Raw genomic sequence first — 15,366 nt, 5'->3', positions numbered from 1 at the left:
GCAAAAAAGTCTAACAGAAATCACACCATTTTGTTAATCACATGATAAATATAGACATTAATTTTAATATGTAAATTTATTGTTATTATCATCACAATTATTTCACTTCTATTTGCCAAACGCGCAGCAAAAGCATACAACCGAATCATTAACATATTAATGAAATCACAGTGTGGTATTTCACCCTGAGGAGTTTGTGTATGAAAGGTACTGTTTTTGCCGTCGCGTTAAACCATCGCAGCCAGCTTGATGCCTGGCGCGACGCGTTTACGCAAGCCCCGTATAACGCACCGCCGAAGACGGCTGTCTGGTTTATCAAACCGCACAACACCGTGATTCGTCACGGCGACGCCATCCCCCATCCACAGGGCGAGAAGGTGCAAAGCGGCGCGACGGTCGCGCTGGTGGTCGGCAAAACAGCCCGTAACGTCCCGGTTGAAGAGGCGGCAAACTATATCGCCGGTTACGCACTGGCCAACGAGGTTAGCCTGCCGGAAGAGAGTTTCTACCGCCCGGCCATCAAAGCAAAATGCCGCGACGGTTTCTGCCCGATGGGCGAAACGGTGGCGCTGAAAAACGTCGATAACCTGACGATCATCACCGAAATCAACGGTCGCGAAGCCGATCGCTGGAACACCGCCGACCTGCAACGCAGCGCTGCCGAACTGCTCAGCGCGCTCAGCGAATTCGCCACCCTAAACCCGGGCGACGCCATCCTGATCGGCACCCCGCAGGCACGCGTGGAAATTCGCCCCGGCGACCAGGTGCGTATTCTGGCAGACGGTTTCCCGCCGCTGGAAAACCCGGTAGTGGACGCGCGCGACATCACGGAAATCAGAACGCGGCCTGCGCTTTCGCACCCGCACGGCACCCTGTTCGCGCTGGGCCTGAACTATGCCGACCACGCCAGCGAACTGGAATTTACGCCGCCGGAAGAGCCACTGGTGTTTATCAAAGCGCCAAACTCGTTTACCGGCGACGGACAAACCTCCGTGCGCCCGAACAATGTCGAGTACATGCACTACGAGGCGGAACTGGTGGTGGTAATTGGCAAAACGGCGCGCAACGTCGTCGAAGCCGACGCGATGGACTATGTCGCGGGCTATACGATCTGTAATGACTACGCCATCCGCGACTACCTGGAAAACTACTACCGCCCCAACCTGCGGGTGAAAAGCCGCGACGGTCTGACCCCGATTGCCCCCTGGATCGTCGATAAAGCGGCGATCCCGGATCCGCACAACTTAACCCTGCGCACCTTCGTCAACGGCGAATTGCGCCAGCAGGGCACCACCGCCGATCTGATCTTCAACATCCCGTTTTTGATCGCTTACCTGAGCGAATTCATGACCCTGCAACCGGGCGACATGATCGCCACCGGCACGCCAAAAGGGCTGTCCGACGTGGTGCCGGGCGATGAAGTCGTCGTGGAAGTGGAAGGCGTGGGCCGCCTGGTCAACCGAATTGTGAGTGAGGAAACCGCAAAATGAAAAAAATAAACCATTGGATCAACGGCAAAAACGTGGCAGGCACCGACTATTTCCACACCACCAACCCGGCCAGCGGAGACGTGCTGGCGGAAGTGGCTTCCGGCGGTGAAGCGGAGATAAGCCAGGCGGTAGCGGCCGCGAAAGAGGCGTTCCCGAAATGGGCGAACCTGCCGATGAAAGAGCGCGCGCGCCTGATGCGTCGCCTCGGCGACCTGATCGATCAGAACGTGCCGGAGATCGCGGCGATGGAAACCGCCGACACCGGTCTGCCTATCCATCAGACCAAAAACGTGCTGATCCCGCGCGCCTCCCACAACTTTGAATTTTTCGCCGAAGTCTGCCAGCAGATGAACGGCAAGACCTATCCGGTCGACGACAAGATGCTCAACTACACGCTGGTGCAGCCGGTGGGCGTTTGCGCGCTGGTGTCGCCGTGGAACGTGCCGTTTATGACCGCCACCTGGAAAGTCGCGCCGTGTCTGGCGCTGGGTAACACGGCGGTACTGAAAATGTCTGAACTCTCGCCGCTGACCGCCGATCGCCTGGGCGAGCTGGCGCTGGAAGCCGGCATTCCAGCAGGCGTGCTAAACGTGGTGCAGGGCTACGGCGCCACCGCGGGCGACGCGCTGGTACGTCATCACGATGTGCGTGCGGTTTCCTTTACCGGCGGCACCGCCACCGGGCGCAACATCATGAAAAACGCCGGGCTGAAGAAATATTCAATGGAGCTGGGCGGCAAATCGCCGGTGCTGATTTTTGAAGACGCCGACATCGAGCGCGCACTGGACGCCGCGCTGTTCACCATCTTCTCGATCAACGGCGAGCGTTGCACCGCAGGCTCCCGCATCTTTATTCAGCAGAGCATCTACCCGGAATTCGTCAAACGCTTTGCCGAACGCGCAAATCGTCTGCGCGTGGGCGATCCGAACGATCCCAACACCCAGGTCGGCGCGCTGATTAGCCAGCAGCACTGGGAAAAAGTCTCCGGCTATATCCGTCTCGGCATTGAAGAAGGGGCAACTCTGCTGGCGGGCGGTCCGGACAAACCGACCGATCTGCCTGCTCATCTGAGAAACGGCAACTTCCTGCGCCCGACGGTGCTGGCGGACGTCGACAACCGGATGCGCGTAGCCCAGGAAGAGATCTTCGGGCCGGTCGCCTGCCTGATGCCGTTCAAAGACGAGGCGGAAGGTCTGCGTCTGGCCAACGACGTGGAGTACGGCCTTGCGTCTTACATCTGGACCCAGGACGTCAGCAAAGTGCTGCGTCTGGCGCGCAATATCGAAGCGGGCATGGTGTTTGTGAATACCCAAAACGTGCGCGACCTGCGCCAGCCGTTTGGCGGCGTAAAAGCCTCCGGCACCGGACGTGAAGGCGGGGAATACAGCTTTGAGGTGTTCGCCGAAATGAAGAACGTCTGCATTTCCATGGGCGACCATCCGATCCCGAAATGGGGAGTCTGATATGGGCACATTAGCGTTAGCCGCAAAAATCACCCACGTCCCGTCGATGTACCTGTCTGAGCTGCCGGGGAAAAACCACGGCTGCCGCCAGGCGGCGATTGACGGACACAAAGAGATCAGCCATCGCTGCCGCGAAATGGACGTCGACACCATTATCGTGTTCGACACCCACTGGCTGGTGAACAGCGCCTACCACATCAACTGTGCGGACCATTTTTCCGGCATTTATACCAGTAACGAACTGCCGCATTTTATCCGCGACATGACCTACGACTACGACGGCAACCCGGAACTGGGTCAGCTGATTGCCGACGAAGCGGTAAAGCTGGGCGTACGCGCCAAAGCGCACAACATTCCGAGCCTCAAACTGGAGTACGGCACGCTGGTGCCGATGCGCTACATGAACAGCGACAAGCATTTCAAAGTGGTGTCGATATCCGCCTTTTGTACCGTTCATGACTTTGCCGACAGCCGCAAGCTTGGCGAGGCGATCGTCAGCGCGATTGAGCAATACGACGGCACCGTGGCGGTGCTCGCCAGCGGCTCGTTGTCGCACCGTTTCATCGACGACCAGCGCGCGGAAGAAGGGATGAACAGCTACACCCGCGAGTTTGATCGTCAGATGGACGAACGGGTAGTCAAGCTGTGGCGCGAAGGGCAGTTCAAAGAATTTTGCTGCATGCTGCCGGAGTACGCCGACTACTGTTACGGCGAAGGCAACATGCACGACACGGTGATGCTGCTGGGGATGCTCGGCTGGGACAAATACGACGGCAAGGTGGAGTTCCTCACCGAGTTATTCGCCAGTTCTGGCACCGGCCAGGTGAACGCCGTTTTCCCGCTGCCCGCCTGAGGAGAGAAAATGCCGCACTTTATCGCTGAATGTACCGACAACATCCGTGAACAGGCCGACTTACCGGGGCTGTTCGCCAAAGTTAACGCCGCGCTCGCTGCCACGGGTATTTTCCCGCTCGGTGGTATCCGCAGCCGCGCGCACTGGCTGGAAACCTGGCAGATGGCCGACGGTCAACACGACTACGCGTTTGTCCATATGACGCTAAAAATCGGCGCGGGGCGCAGTCTGGAGAGCCGTCAGGAGGTGGGAGAGATGTTGTTTGCGCTGATTAAAACCCATTTCGCCGACCTGATGGCAAACCGCTATCTGGCGTTGTCGTTTGAAATCGACGAGCTGCACCCGACGCTGAATTACAAACAGAACAATGTGCACGCGTTATTTAAGTAGCGCGCTTTTTGCCCGGTGGCGCTGTGCTTACCGGGCCTACAACAGCACCAAACCGTAGGCTGGATAAGGCGCAACACCGAACCGTAGGCCGGATAAGGCTCAGCCGCCATCCGGCAAAAAAACAGCACCGAGCCGTAGGCCGGATAAGGCGAAACCGCCATCCGGCAAAAAAACAGCACCGAGCCGTAGGCCGGATAAGGCGAAGCCGCCATCCGGCAAAAAAACAGCACCGAGCCGTAGGCCGGATAAGGCGCAACCGCCATCCGGCAAAAAAACAGCACCGAGCCGTAGGCCGGATAAGGCTCAGCCGCCATCCGGCAACAGCAGCACAAAGGAAACTATCATGCTCGATAAACACACTCATACCCTGATTGCGCAGCGCCTGCATCAGGCGGAACAATCCCGCGAGCAGATCCGCCAGATCTCGCTGGATTATCCGGCGATCACCATCGACGACGCCTACGCCGTTCAGCGCGAATGGGTCAGCCTGAAAATCGCCGAAGGCCGCGTGCTGAAAGGCCACAAAATCGGCCTGACCTCGAAAGCAATGCAGGCCAGCTCGCAGATAAGCGAACCGGACTACGGCGCATTACTCGACGACATGTTTTTCCATGACGGCAGCGATATCCCGACCGATCGCTTTATCGTGCCGCGCATTGAAGTCGAACTGGCTTTCGTGCTGGCAAAACCGCTGCGCGGCCCGAACTGCACCTTATTCGACGTCTACAACGCGACAGATTACGTGATCCCGGCGCTGGAGCTGATCGACGCCCGCTGCCACAACATCGATCCGGAAACGCAGCGTCCGCGCAAAGTGTTCGACACCATCTCGGATAACGCCGCCAATGCGGGGGTGATCCTCGGTGGGCGTCCGATTAAACCCGATGCGCTGGATCTACGCTGGATCTCCGCCCTGCTCTATCGCAACGGCGTGATCGAAGAAACTGGCGTTGCGGCGGGCGTACTGAATCATCCGGCCAACGGCGTGGCATGGCTGGCGAACAAGCTGGCGCCATACGATGTGCAACTGGAGCCAGGGCAGATTATTCTCGGCGGCTCGTTCACCCGCCCGGTCACGGCCAGCAAGGGCGATACCTTCCATGTGGACTACGGCAACATGGGTTCGATCAGCTGCCGCTTTGTGTAAGGAGACGACCATGCAAAATGTATTCAAAGAGGCGCTGAAAGCGGGCCGTCCGCAAATCGGCCTGTGGCTGGGACTGTGCAGCAACTACAGCGCGGAACTGCTGGCGGGCGCGGGTTTCGACTGGCTGCTTATTGACGGTGAACATGCGCCGAATAACGTGCAAACGGTACTGACGCAACTGCAGGCGATTGCCCCCTACGCCAGCCAGCCGATCGTTCGCCCTTCGTGGAACGATCCGGTGCAGATCAAACAGTTGCTGGACGTGGGCGCGCAAACGCTGCTCGTTCCGATGGTACAAAACGCCGATGAAGCCCGTCTGGCGGTGAGCGCGACACGTTATCCCCCCGCCGGTATTCGCGGTGTCGGCAGCGCTCTGGCGCGCGCCTCGCGCTGGAATCGCATCCCGGATTATCTGCAAAAGGCGAACGATGAAATGTGCGTGTTGGTGCAGATAGAAACCCGCGAAGCGTTGAAGAATTTGCCACAGATTCTGGACGTTGAAGGGGTCGATGGGGTGTTTATCGGCCCGGCGGATCTGAGCGCCGATATGGGCTTTGCCGGTAATCCACAGCACCCGGACGTGCAGGCCGCCATTGAGCACGCCATTACGCAGATTCGGGCAGCGGGTAAAGCACCGGGCATTCTGATGGCTAATGAACAGCTGGCGAAACGCTATCTTGAACTGGGCGCGCTGTTTGTCGCCGTCGGCGTCGACACCACCCTGCTCGCCCGCGCCGCCGAAGCGTTAGCCGCACGGTTTGGCGCACACGCCAACACCAAACCGGCAGCGCCCGGCGTGTATTAACGCCGGATGGCGCTGCGCTTATCCGGCCTACAATGCATCCCGCTGGCCGGATAAGGCATCGCCGCCATCCGGCAGACAGCAGTACCAAACCGCAGGCCGGATAAGGCATCGCTGCCATCCGGCAAACAGCAGTAACGAACCGTAGGCCGGATAAGGCATCGCTGCCATCCGGCATAACCTATGTCGTACCCTACAAAATTCCCATTAGAGGAAAAACAATGAGCGACACCTCATCTGCAATCCCTGAGAAACAAAACCCTGCCAGTCAGCATAAACAACTGACGGCGCAGCAACAGTCGGTGATCAACAAACTGTTCCGCCGTCTGATCGTGTTTCTGTTCGTGCTGTTTATTTTTTCATTCCTCGATCGCATCAACATCGGCTTTGCCGGATTAACGATGGGCCGCGATCTGGGGCTAAACGCCACCATGTTCGGCCTGGCGACCACCCTGTTTTACGCCGCGTACGTTATTTTCGGTATTCCCAGCAACATCATGCTCAGTATTGTCGGCGCTCGCCGCTGGATTGCGACCATTATGGTGCTGTGGGGAATTGCCTCCACCGCGACCCTGTTTGCCACCGGGCCGAACAGCCTGTACATCCTGCGTATTCTGGTCGGCATCACCGAGGCCGGTTTTTTACCGGGCATTCTGCTCTATTTAACCTACTGGTTTCCGGCGTTTTTCCGCGCCCGCGCCAACGCCCTGTTTATGATCGCCATGCCCGTCACGACGGCGCTCGGCTCGATTGTCTCCGGCTATATTCTGGCTATGGACGGCCTGTTTGACCTTCGCGGCTGGCAGTGGTTATTCCTGCTGGAAGGGTTCCCGTCGGTTCTGCTGGGCGTCCTGGTCTGGTTCTGGCTGGACGACTCCCCGTCGAAGGCCAAATGGCTAACCGCAGAAGACAAAAAATGTCTGCAAGAGATGATGGACAACGACCGTCTGACGCTGGTGCAGCCGGAAGGCGCTGTCAGTCATCACGCCATGCAGCAGCGCAGCCTGTGGCGCGAAATCTTCACTCCGATTGTGATGATGTACACGCTGGCTTACTTCTGCCTGACCAATACCCTCAGCGCCATCGGCATCTGGACGCCGCAGATCCTGCAAAGTTTTAATCAGGGCAGCAGTAACATCACTATCGGGCTGCTGGCCGCCATTCCGCAGGTGTGTACTATTTTCGGGATGATCTTCTGGAGCCGCCATTCGGACAGCCGTCAGGAGCGTAAGCACCACACCGCCCTGCCGTATCTCTTCGCTGCCGCGGGCTGGCTACTGGCCTCCGCCACCGATAACAATCTGCTCCAGATGCTGGGGATCGTCATGGCCTCTACCGGATCGTTCTGCGCGATGGCCATTTTCTGGACCACGCCGGATCAGTCGATCAGCCTGCGGGCGAGAGCGATCGGGATTGCGGTGATCAACGCCACGGGCAATATTGGATCGGCGCTCAGCCCCTTTATGATCGGCTGGCTGAAAGATATCACCGGCAGTTTTAACAGCGGATTGTGGTTTGTGGCCTCGCTGCTGGTTGTCGGCGCCGTCATTGTCTGGTTAATTCCCATGCAGTCATCGCGCCCGCGCGCCACACCGTAAGGAGCGAGTATGTGCCAGAGTTCGATCACCAATATCGACATCAGCAAAGAGTATGACGAAAGCCTCGGCAGCGACGATGTGCATTACCAGTCATTCGCCCGCATGGCGGCGTTTTTTGGCCGGGATATGCAGGCGCATCGCCACGACCAGTTCTTTCAGATGCACTTTCTTGATACCGGGCAGATCGAACTCCAGCTCGACGATCACCGCTATTCGGTGCAGGCGCCGCTGTTTGTCCTGACGCCGCCCTCCGTACCGCATGCGTTTATTACCGAATCAGACAGCGACGGTCACGTGCTAACGGTGCGGGAAGCGCTGATCTGGCCGCTGTTAGAGGTGCTCTACCCTGGCACACGGGAGACGTTCGGCCTGCCGGGGATTTGCCTTTCGCTGGCGGATAAACCGGACGAACTCGCGGCGTTAGCCCATTACTGGCGGCTGATTGAGCGGGAATCGACTGAACAACTGCCCGGGTGCGAACACACGCTGGTACTTTTGGCGCAAGCGGTCTTCACCCTGCTGCTGCGTAACGCCAAACTCGACGACCATGCGGCAAGCGGGATGCGCGGTGAACTGAAGCTGTTCCAGCGTTTCACCCAGTTGATCGACACCCACTTCCACCAGCACTGGAGCGTGCCGGACTATGCCAGCGAGCTGCATCTGACGGAGTCCCGTCTGACCGATATCTGTCGCCGTTTCGCCAATCGGCCCCCTAAACGCCTGATCTTCGACCGGCAACTGCGCGAGGCCAAACGGCTGCTGCTCTTTTCTGACAGCGCGGTCAATGAGATCGCCTGGCAACTGGGGTTTAAAGATCCCGCCTATTTCGCCCGCTTCTTTAATCGGCTGGTGGGATGTTCGCCGAGTGCGTACCGGGCAAGTAAAGTACCCGTATCATGAATTTCCGGCGGGTAAGCGCAGCGCTGCCCGCCAAAAAGCCGCCTGGATCACAAAACACAATCCCGTCCGAAAAGTACCTGCCGTTGTCGCAATCGTCCCTTCACGCCGTTGCCTTATCACGCTTCAATTAAACAACAAAAACAAAACATAAATTTAACATTAAAGCCTGAAACGCCCACTGGCGCAGGCTTTCCATCCGATGACGAAAAGAGAGTCTGACTATGAAACCTGAAGATTTCCGCGCTGACGCCAAACGCCCATTAACCGGTGAAGAGTACTTAAAAAGTCTGCAGGACGGGCGCGAGATCTACATCTACGGTGAACGCGTGAAAGACGTCACCACGCATCCGGCGTTTCGCAACGCGGCGGCTTCCGTTGCCCAACTCTACGACGCACTGCACAAACCAGAGATGCAGGACGCCCTCTGCTGGGGCACCGACACCGGCAGCGGCGGCTACACCCACAAATTCTTTCGCGTGGCGAAAAGCGCCAACGACCTGCGCCAGCAGCGTGACGCCATCGCTGAGTGGTCCCGTCTGAGCTACGGCTGGATGGGACGTACACCGGATTACAAAGCCGCTTTTGGCTGCGCGCTGGGGGCGAATCCGGCGTTTTACGGCCAGTTTGAGCAGAACGCCCGCAACTGGTACACCCGCATTCAGGAAACCGGACTTTACTTTAACCACGCCATCGTCAACCCGCCGATTGACCGCCACAAACCGGCCGACGAAGTGAAAGACGTCTACATCAAACTGGAAAAAGAGACCGACGCCGGGATAATCGTCAGCGGCGCGAAAGTGGTGGCAACCAACTCAGCGCTGACCCACTACAACATGATCGGCTTTGGCTCTGCGCAGGTAATGGGCGAAAACCCGGACTTCGCGCTGATGTTCGTCGCCCCAATGGACGCCGACGGGGTGAAACTGATTTCCCGCGCCTCTTATGAATTGGTGGCAGGCGCAACCGGTTCTCCGTATGACTACCCGCTCTCCAGCCGTTTTGACGAGAACGATGCCATTCTGGTGATGGATAAGGTGCTGATCCCGTGGGAAAACGTGCTGATCTACCGCGACTTTGATCGCTGCCGTCGCTGGACGATGGAAGGCGGTTTCGCCCGCATGTATCCGCTGCAGGCGTGCGTGCGCCTGGCGGTCAAACTCGACTTCATCACCGCGTTGCTGAAAAAATCGCTCGAATGTACCGGCACGGCGGAGTTCCGTGGCGTGCAGGCCGATCTGGGGGAAGTCGTGGCCTGGCGTAACATGTTCTGGGCGCTGAGCGACTCCATGTGTTCTGAAGCGACGCCGTGGGTCAATGGCGCCTGGCTGCCGGATCACGCGGCGCTGCAAACCTATCGAGTGATGGCGCCGATGGCCTATGCGAAGATCAAAAACATTATTGAGCGTAACGTCACCAGCGGTCTGATCTATCTGCCTTCCAGCGCGCGTGATCTGAATAATCCACAGATCGATCAGTATCTGGCAAAATACGTGCGCGGCTCCAACGGGATGGATCACGTTGAACGCATTAAGATTTTAAAACTGATGTGGGACGCCATCGGCAGCGAATTTGGTGGACGCCACGAGTTATATGAAATCAACTACTCCGGTAGCCAGGACGAGATCCGCCTGCAGTGTCTGCGCCAGGCGCAGACCTCCGGCAACATGGACAAAATGATGGCGATGGTTGACCGCTGCCTGTCTGAATACGACCAGAACGGCTGGACGGTGCCACACCTGCACAACAACAACGATATCAACCTGCTGGATAAGCTGCTGAAATAACGCAGTCGGAGGTCAAAATGCAATTAGATGAACAACGTCTGCGTTTTCGTGATGCGATGGCCAGCCTGTCAGCGGCGGTCAATATTGTGACCACCGAAGGCGACGGCGGACGCTGCGGGATCACCGCCACCGCCGTGTGCTCGGTGACCGATACGCCACCGTCAGTGATGGTCTGCATTAACGCCAACAGCGCCATGAATCCGGTGTTTCAGGACAACGGGAAGCTGTGCGTCAACGTGCTGAACCACGAGCAGGAACTGATGGCGCGCCACTTCGCCGGCATGACCGGGATGGCGATGGACGAACGTTTCAACCTCTCCTGCTGGCAAAAAGGGCCGCTGGCGCAACCGGTGCTGAAAGGCGCGCTGGCCAGCCTCGAAGGGGAGATCCGCGATGTGCAGGCGATTGGCACGCATCTGGTTTATCTGGTTGAGATCAAAAATATTATCCTGGGCGAGGACGGTCACGGTCTGATCTACTTCAAGCGTCGTTTCCATCCAGTGATGACGGAAATGGAAACCACCGTCTAATCCTGTGAAGCCCAACGGGCGGCAGCACTGCCGCCCGCTTTCATTGTGACCCAAATCACACAATTTCCACCGCTTACGCCCTCTCTTTACCGCTCGCTGACACTCCTGACCGCTTAAGCTGACATATAACCACTCGCCTATTTACCTTACTTTACGCGCGCGTTTCTCTGGCAAGATCGTCCCCAGCATAACAGTCATATACCTCCTCAAACACACACTTGAACCCAAACGGCTTCGGCCAATTATTAATCTAAAGAAACCAGGTTTTACTATGGATACCAAAAAGATATTCAAGCACATACCCTGGGTGATTCTCGGAATCATCGGGGCACTCTGCCTCTCGGTAGTGGCATTACGTCGGGGCGAGCACATCAGCGCCCTGTGGATTGTGGCCGCTTCCGTCTCTGTATATCTGGTAGCGTACCGCTACTACAGTCTGTACATCGCTCAAAAGGTGATGAAACTTGACCCGACGCGTTCCACGCCAGCGGTCATCAATAACGACGGCCTGAACTACGTGCCGACCAACCGCTACGTGCTGTTCGGTCACCACTTTGCCGCCATCGCCGGTGCGGGTCCGCTGGTGGGTCCGGTTCTGGCCGCCCAGATGGGTTATCTGCCGGGTACGCTGTGGCTGCTGGCGGGTGTGGTGCTGGCCGGTGCGGTGCAGGACTTCATGGTACTGTTCATCTCGACCCGCCGTAACGGCGCATCTCTTGGTGAGATGATCAAAGGTGAGATGGGCCGCGTGCCGGGCACCATTGCCCTGTTCGGTTGCTTCTTAATCATGATCATCATCCTCGCGGTACTGGCGTTGATCGTGGTAAAAGCGCTGGCGGAAAGCCCGTGGGGCGTCTTCACCGTGTGCTCTACTGTGCCTATCGCGCTGTTCATGGGGATCTACATGCGATTCCTGCGTCCGGGTCGTGTGGGTGAAGTGTCGGTGATTGGTATCGTTCTGCTGGTTGCTTCTATTTACTTCGGCGGCGTGATTGCCCACGACCCGTACTGGGGCCCGGCGCTGACCTTTAAAGACACCACCATTACCTTCGCACTGATCGGCTACGCGTTTATCTCCGCGCTGCTGCCGGTATGGCTGATTCTGGCCCCGCGTGACTACCTGGCAACGTTCCTGAAAATCGGTGTTATCGTCGGTCTGGCGATCGGTATCGTTATCATCAACCCGGAACTGAAAATGCCCGCCATAACCCAGTACATTGACGGTACCGGGCCACTGTGGAAAGGCGCGCTGTTCCCGTTCCTGTTTATCACCATCGCCTGTGGTGCCGTCTCTGGCTTCCACGCGCTGATCGCCTCCGGCACCACGCCGAAGCTGATGGCCAACGAAACCGACGCTCGCTTTATCGGTTACGGCGCGATGCTGATGGAATCCTTCGTTGCGATTATGGCGCTGGTTGCTGCGTCCATCATCGAACCGGGTCTCTACTTCGCGATGAACACCCCGCCAGCAGGCCTTGGCATCACCATGCCGAACCTGCATGAAATGGGTGGCGAGAACGCGCCGCTGATTATGGCACAGTTGAAAGACGTGACGGCACACGCCGCTGCGACCGTCAGCTCCTGGGGCTTCGTGATTTCGCCTGAGCAGATCCTGCAAACCGCGAAAGACATCGGCGAACCGTCCGTTCTGAACCGCGCAGGTGGCGCACCGACGCTGGCCGTTGGTATTGCACACGTATTCCACAAAGTGCTGCCGATGGCGGATATGGGCTTCTGGTACCACTTCGGGATCCTGTTCGAAGCGCTGTTCATCCTGACCGCGCTGGACGCCGGTACCCGTGCTGGCCGCTTTATGCTGCAAGATTTGCTCGGTAACTTCGTGCCGTTCCTGAAGAAAACCGACTCTCTGGTGGCGGGCGTTGTGGCAACCGCGGGCTGTGTTGGTCTGTGGGGCTACCTGCTGTATCAGGGCGTGGTTGATCCGCTGGGCGGCGTTAAGAGCCTGTGGCCGCTGTTCGGTATCTCTAACCAGATGTTGGCCGCTGTGGCGCTGGTTCTGGGTACCGTAGTGCTGATTAAAATGCAGCGCACCAAATACATCTGGGTGACTGTTGTTCCGGCATCATGGTTGCTTCTCTGCACCACCTGGGCGCTGGGTCTGAAACTGTTCAGCACCAACCCACAGATGGAAGGCTTCTTCTACATGGCCAGCCAGTACAAAGAGAAGATTGCGAATGGCGGTGAACTGACTGCACAGCAGATTGCCAACATGAACCATATCGTGGTGAACAACTACACCAACGCAGGTTTGAGTATTCTGTTCCTGATTGTGGTGTACAGCATCATCTTCTACGCCATCAAAACCTGGATGAACGTGCGTAACGTCAACGGTCGTACCGACAAAGAAACTCCGTACGTGCCGATTCCGGAAGGCGGCGTGAAGACCTCTTCACACCACTAAAAACCTGGCGGGTGGCGCTACGCTAACCCGCCCTACACAGATCCTGTAGGCCCGGTAAGCGTAGCGCCACCGGGCTTTTTCTATCTGGACGGTATAATGTTTGGTACTTTAGGTCAGGCAAAAAAATATCTCGGTCAGGCGGCAAAGATGTTGATTGGCATTCCGGACTACGACAACTACGTCGAGCACATGAAGACCAACCATCCCGACCAGCCCTATATGACTTACGAAGAATTCTTCCGCGAGCGCCAGGAAGCCCGCTACGGTAGCGGCGGAAGCAGTTGCTGTTAGAAGGAGAAATGAATGACCCCGATTGCAGTTACCCTACTCACCGGTTTTCTTGGCGCCGGTAAAACCACGCTGCTTCGCCATATTCTCAACGAACAGCACGGCTATAAAATTGCCGTTATCGAAAACGAATTCGGTGAAGTTTCCGTTGACGATCAGCTGATTGGCGATCGCGCCACCCAGATCAAAACCCTCACCAACGGCTGCATCTGCTGCACCCGCTCCAGCGAGCTGGAAGACGCGCTGTTAGACCTGCTCGACAACCTCGACAAGGGCAACATCCAGTTCGACCGTCTGGTGATTGAATGCACCGGCATGGCCGATCCCGGCCCGATTATTCAGACCTTTTTCTCGCATGAGGTGCTCTGCGAACGCTATCTACTGGACGGCGTGATTGCGCTGGTCGATGCGGTACATGCCGATGAGCAGATGAACCAGTTCACCATCGCCCAGTCGCAGATTGGCTACGCCGACCGCATCCTGCTGACCAAAACCGATGTGGCGGGGGAAAGCGAAAAACTGCGTGAACGCCTGGCGCGTATCAACGCCCGCGCACCGGTTTACACTGTCACCCATGGCGATATCGATCTCGCCCTGCTGTTCAACACCAACGGCTTTATGCTGGAAGAGAACGTGGTCAGCGCCACACCGCGTTTCCACTTTATCGCCGACAAGCAGAACGATATTTCATCGATCGTGGTGGAGCTGGATTACCCGGTCGACATCGGTGACGTTTCCCGCGTGATGGAAAACCTGCTGCTGGAATCCGCAGACAAACTCCTGCGCTACAAAGGAATGCTGTGGATCGACGGCGAGCCAAACCGCCTGCTATTCCAGGGTGTTCAACGCCTCTACAGCGCCGACTGGGACCGCCCGTGGGGCGACGAACAGCCGCACAGCACGCTGGTATTTATCGGGATTCAACTCCCCGAAGACGAGATCCGCGCCGCATTTGCGGGGTTGAAGAAGTAATCTATCCTGATGCCCGATGGCGCTGTGCTTATCGGGCCTATGCCGATTTACAGGCCGGATAAGGCGTAGCCGCCATCCGGCATCTACACGCGAGCAGATACTCGCTATTTCTTGTTTTGCTCTCGCAGCATGGCTTCGCGCAAAATAGCATTAAGCCGCGTCTGATACCCTTTCCCCGGACGTTTCAGCCACTCCATGACATCGGCATCAATGCGCACAGAGGCTTGCGTTTTCAATGGGCGAAAAAACTTACCCCGCGCCGCCTCAGACCACTGTTCATCCTCCGAAGAAGGAATGTCGCTGTAATCAATATCCGCATCGGATTTCTTCGCCAGCGCCTTAAGTTCAGCCTCATGCTGAGCACTCAGCGCGGTTACGCTGCCGCGTTTATGTTTAACCATGCTCATAACGATTCCTCTCTTTACTGTCTGCCTTGCGGGCGCTAATGATCCGAATGACTTCGCAGCCACTTTCAAAACGAACGGTGTGGGCAACAAGAATGACAATAATCCCATGCACAAGCCCGAGGGTTTGCCAGCGGTGCTCACCGTTCTCTATGCGATCCTGACGCGACAGATGTCGGGGATCGTCAAATACCAGAACAGCATCCTCAAACCGAACGCCATGCTTTATCTGGTTGCTTCTGGCCTTATTAGCATCCCATTCATACTCCATCGGCATCGTATCTATCCCTGATTGTATATACAAAAATGTATATACAATTATC

General features: G+C 57.2%; 17 protein-coding genes. 13 read left to right on the top strand and 4 right to left on the bottom strand.

The window, feature by feature from the left end; all coding sequences use genetic code 11:
- Positions 1 to 200 precede the first annotated feature (200 nt).
- Genes hpaG through AC07NP_RS19600 form a run of 4 tightly spaced genes read left to right on the top strand, consistent with a single transcriptional unit; the run spans position 201 to position 4,196 of the window.
- The gene (gene hpaG, locus AC07NP_RS19615) at positions 201 to 1,490 is read left to right on the top strand and encodes a 4-hydroxyphenylacetate degradation bifunctional isomerase/decarboxylase (RefSeq protein WP_494661483.1); all 1,290 of its coding nucleotides are present in this window, start codon (positions 201 to 203) and stop codon (positions 1,488 to 1,490) included.
- The gene (gene hpaE / locus AC07NP_RS19610) at positions 1,487 to 2,953 is read left to right on the top strand and encodes a 5-carboxymethyl-2-hydroxymuconate semialdehyde dehydrogenase (RefSeq protein WP_494661482.1); all 1,467 of its coding nucleotides are present in this window, start codon (positions 1,487 to 1,489) and stop codon (positions 2,951 to 2,953) included. Before hpaG ends, hpaE begins: the two co-directional genes overlap by 4 nt.
- Position 2,954: 1 nt before the next feature.
- The gene (gene hpaD / locus AC07NP_RS19605; RefSeq protein ID WP_494661481.1) at positions 2,955 to 3,806 is read left to right on the top strand and encodes a 3,4-dihydroxyphenylacetate 2,3-dioxygenase; all 852 of its coding nucleotides are present in this window, start codon (positions 2,955 to 2,957) and stop codon (positions 3,804 to 3,806) included.
- A gap of 9 nt (positions 3,807 to 3,815) precedes the next feature.
- A complete protein-coding gene (locus AC07NP_RS19600; RefSeq protein WP_494661480.1) occupies positions 3,816 to 4,196 on the top strand; it encodes a 5-carboxymethyl-2-hydroxymuconate Delta-isomerase in 381 nt (126 codons plus the stop codon).
- Here the strand turns inward: AC07NP_RS19600 and AC07NP_RS19595 are convergent.
- On the bottom strand, positions 4,160 to 4,510 hold the full coding sequence (locus tag AC07NP_RS19595) for a hypothetical protein (protein WP_494661479.1): 351 nt from the start codon (positions 4,508 to 4,510) through the stop codon (positions 4,160 to 4,162). The genes AC07NP_RS19600 and AC07NP_RS19595 overlap by 37 nt on opposite strands.
- A 29-nt stretch (positions 4,511 to 4,539) precedes the next feature.
- On the opposite strand from AC07NP_RS19595, the gene hpaH reads away from it, so the two are divergent.
- Both hpaH and hpaI read left to right on the top strand, forming a co-directional pair.
- Positions 4,540 to 5,343, top strand: a complete 804-nt coding sequence (gene hpaH, locus AC07NP_RS19590) for a 2-oxo-hept-4-ene-1,7-dioate hydratase (protein ID WP_494661478.1) — start codon at positions 4,540 to 4,542, stop codon at positions 5,341 to 5,343.
- Positions 5,344 to 5,353: 10 nt separating this feature from the next.
- On the top strand, positions 5,354 to 6,148 hold the full coding sequence (gene hpaI / locus AC07NP_RS19585; RefSeq protein ID WP_494661477.1) for a 4-hydroxy-2-oxoheptanedioate aldolase: 795 nt from the start codon (positions 5,354 to 5,356) through the stop codon (positions 6,146 to 6,148).
- 27 nt (positions 6,149 to 6,175) lie between these two features.
- Here the strand turns inward: hpaI and AC07NP_RS19580 are convergent, their stop codons facing one another.
- Positions 6,176 to 6,316: a hypothetical protein gene (locus AC07NP_RS19580; protein WP_494661476.1), complete on the bottom strand. Its 141-nt coding sequence runs from the start codon at positions 6,314 to 6,316 to the stop codon at positions 6,176 to 6,178.
- Positions 6,317 to 6,366: 50 nt separating this feature from the next.
- On the opposite strand from AC07NP_RS19580, the gene hpaX reads away from it, so the two are divergent.
- From hpaX to yjiA, 7 genes are all read left to right on the top strand, one after another.
- Positions 6,367 to 7,743 (top strand): 4-hydroxyphenylacetate permease, encoded by a 1,377-nt coding sequence (hpaX, locus tag AC07NP_RS19575; RefSeq protein ID WP_494661475.1) that lies wholly within the window; start codon positions 6,367 to 6,369, stop codon positions 7,741 to 7,743.
- Positions 7,744 to 7,752: 9 nt separating this feature from the next.
- On the top strand, positions 7,753 to 8,643 hold the full coding sequence (gene hpaA / locus AC07NP_RS19570; RefSeq protein ID WP_494661474.1) for a 4-hydroxyphenylacetate catabolism regulatory protein HpaA: 891 nt from the start codon (positions 7,753 to 7,755) through the stop codon (positions 8,641 to 8,643).
- A 221-nt stretch (positions 8,644 to 8,864) separates the two neighbouring features.
- Positions 8,865 to 10,427 carry a 4-hydroxyphenylacetate 3-monooxygenase, oxygenase component gene (hpaB, locus tag AC07NP_RS19565; RefSeq protein ID WP_203359043.1) on the top strand — a complete coding sequence of 521 codons (1,563 nt, stop codon included), beginning with the start codon at positions 8,865 to 8,867 and terminating at the stop codon, positions 10,425 to 10,427.
- A 17-nt stretch (positions 10,428 to 10,444) separates the two neighbouring features.
- Positions 10,445 to 10,957: a 4-hydroxyphenylacetate 3-monooxygenase reductase subunit gene (locus AC07NP_RS19560; RefSeq protein ID WP_203359044.1), complete on the top strand. Its 513-nt coding sequence runs from the start codon at positions 10,445 to 10,447 to the stop codon at positions 10,955 to 10,957.
- A 271-nt stretch (positions 10,958 to 11,228) separates the two neighbouring features.
- A complete protein-coding gene (gene btsT / locus AC07NP_RS19555; RefSeq protein WP_203359045.1) occupies positions 11,229 to 13,379 on the top strand; it encodes a carbon starvation CstA family protein in 2,151 nt (716 codons plus the stop codon).
- Positions 13,380 to 13,475: 96 nt separating this feature from the next.
- Positions 13,476 to 13,670, top strand: a complete 195-nt coding sequence (locus tag AC07NP_RS19550) for a YbdD/YjiX family protein (RefSeq protein WP_192610940.1) — start codon at positions 13,476 to 13,478, stop codon at positions 13,668 to 13,670.
- A gap of 12 nt (positions 13,671 to 13,682) precedes the next feature.
- Positions 13,683 to 14,639, top strand: a complete 957-nt coding sequence (gene yjiA / locus AC07NP_RS19545) for a GTPase (RefSeq protein ID WP_192610939.1) — start codon at positions 13,683 to 13,685, stop codon at positions 14,637 to 14,639.
- Positions 14,640 to 14,743: 104 nt separating this feature from the next.
- Here yjiA and AC07NP_RS19540 read toward each other — a convergent pair whose 3' ends face one another.
- Both AC07NP_RS19540 and AC07NP_RS19535 read right to left on the bottom strand, forming a co-directional pair.
- Positions 14,744 to 15,046, bottom strand: coding sequence for a BrnA antitoxin family protein (locus AC07NP_RS19540; RefSeq protein WP_494661473.1), 303 nt, complete (start codon positions 15,044 to 15,046; stop codon positions 14,744 to 14,746).
- Positions 15,033 to 15,320 carry a BrnT family toxin gene (locus AC07NP_RS19535; protein WP_494661472.1) on the bottom strand — a complete coding sequence of 96 codons (288 nt, stop codon included), beginning with the start codon at positions 15,318 to 15,320 and terminating at the stop codon, positions 15,033 to 15,035. Before AC07NP_RS19535 ends, AC07NP_RS19540 begins: the two co-directional genes overlap by 14 nt.
- Positions 15,321 to 15,366: the final 46 nt, after the last annotated feature.

Source organism: Citrobacter sp. GW821-FHT07H02, assembly GCF_059418505.1.
The sequence above is the reverse complement of the archived record's forward strand: the minus strand, read 5'-3'. Positions and strand labels throughout refer to the sequence as shown.

What these genes read in the sequence shown, in the direction of transcription:
- yjiA (WP_192610939.1), top strand. Translation starts at nt 13,683, where the DNA reads ATGACCCCGATTGCAGTTACCCTACTCACCGGTTTTCTTGGCGCCGGT.
- hpaD (WP_494661481.1), top strand. Translation starts at nt 2,955, where the DNA reads ATGGGCACATTAGCGTTAGCCGCAAAAATCACCCACGTCCCGTCGATG.
- hpaI (WP_494661477.1), top strand. Translation starts at nt 5,354, where the DNA reads ATGCAAAATGTATTCAAAGAGGCGCTGAAAGCGGGCCGTCCGCAAATC.
- hpaX (WP_494661475.1), top strand. Translation starts at nt 6,367, where the DNA reads ATGAGCGACACCTCATCTGCAATCCCTGAGAAACAAAACCCTGCCAGT.
- hpaA (WP_494661474.1), top strand. Translation starts at nt 7,753, where the DNA reads ATGTGCCAGAGTTCGATCACCAATATCGACATCAGCAAAGAGTATGAC.
- AC07NP_RS19540 (WP_494661473.1), bottom strand. Translation starts at nt 15,046, where the DNA reads ATGAGCATGGTTAAACATAAACGCGGCAGCGTAACCGCGCTGAGTGCT.
- hpaE (WP_494661482.1), top strand. Translation starts at nt 1,487, where the DNA reads ATGAAAAAAATAAACCATTGGATCAACGGCAAAAACGTGGCAGGCACC.
- AC07NP_RS19595 (WP_494661479.1), bottom strand. Translation starts at nt 4,510, where the DNA reads ATGGCGGCTGAGCCTTATCCGGCCTACGGCTCGGTGCTGTTTTTTTGC.
- AC07NP_RS19550 (WP_192610940.1), top strand. Translation starts at nt 13,476, where the DNA reads ATGTTTGGTACTTTAGGTCAGGCAAAAAAATATCTCGGTCAGGCGGCA.
- AC07NP_RS19535 (WP_494661472.1), bottom strand. Translation starts at nt 15,320, where the DNA reads ATGCCGATGGAGTATGAATGGGATGCTAATAAGGCCAGAAGCAACCAG.
- AC07NP_RS19560 (WP_203359044.1), top strand. Translation starts at nt 10,445, where the DNA reads ATGCAATTAGATGAACAACGTCTGCGTTTTCGTGATGCGATGGCCAGC.
- hpaG (WP_494661483.1), top strand. Translation starts at nt 201, where the DNA reads ATGAAAGGTACTGTTTTTGCCGTCGCGTTAAACCATCGCAGCCAGCTT.
- AC07NP_RS19580 (WP_494661476.1), bottom strand. Translation starts at nt 6,316, where the DNA reads ATGGCAGCGATGCCTTATCCGGCCTACGGTTCGTTACTGCTGTTTGCC.
- hpaB (WP_203359043.1), top strand. Translation starts at nt 8,865, where the DNA reads ATGAAACCTGAAGATTTCCGCGCTGACGCCAAACGCCCATTAACCGGT.
- btsT (WP_203359045.1), top strand. Translation starts at nt 11,229, where the DNA reads ATGGATACCAAAAAGATATTCAAGCACATACCCTGGGTGATTCTCGGA.
- hpaH (WP_494661478.1), top strand. Translation starts at nt 4,540, where the DNA reads ATGCTCGATAAACACACTCATACCCTGATTGCGCAGCGCCTGCATCAG.
- AC07NP_RS19600 (WP_494661480.1), top strand. Translation starts at nt 3,816, where the DNA reads ATGCCGCACTTTATCGCTGAATGTACCGACAACATCCGTGAACAGGCC.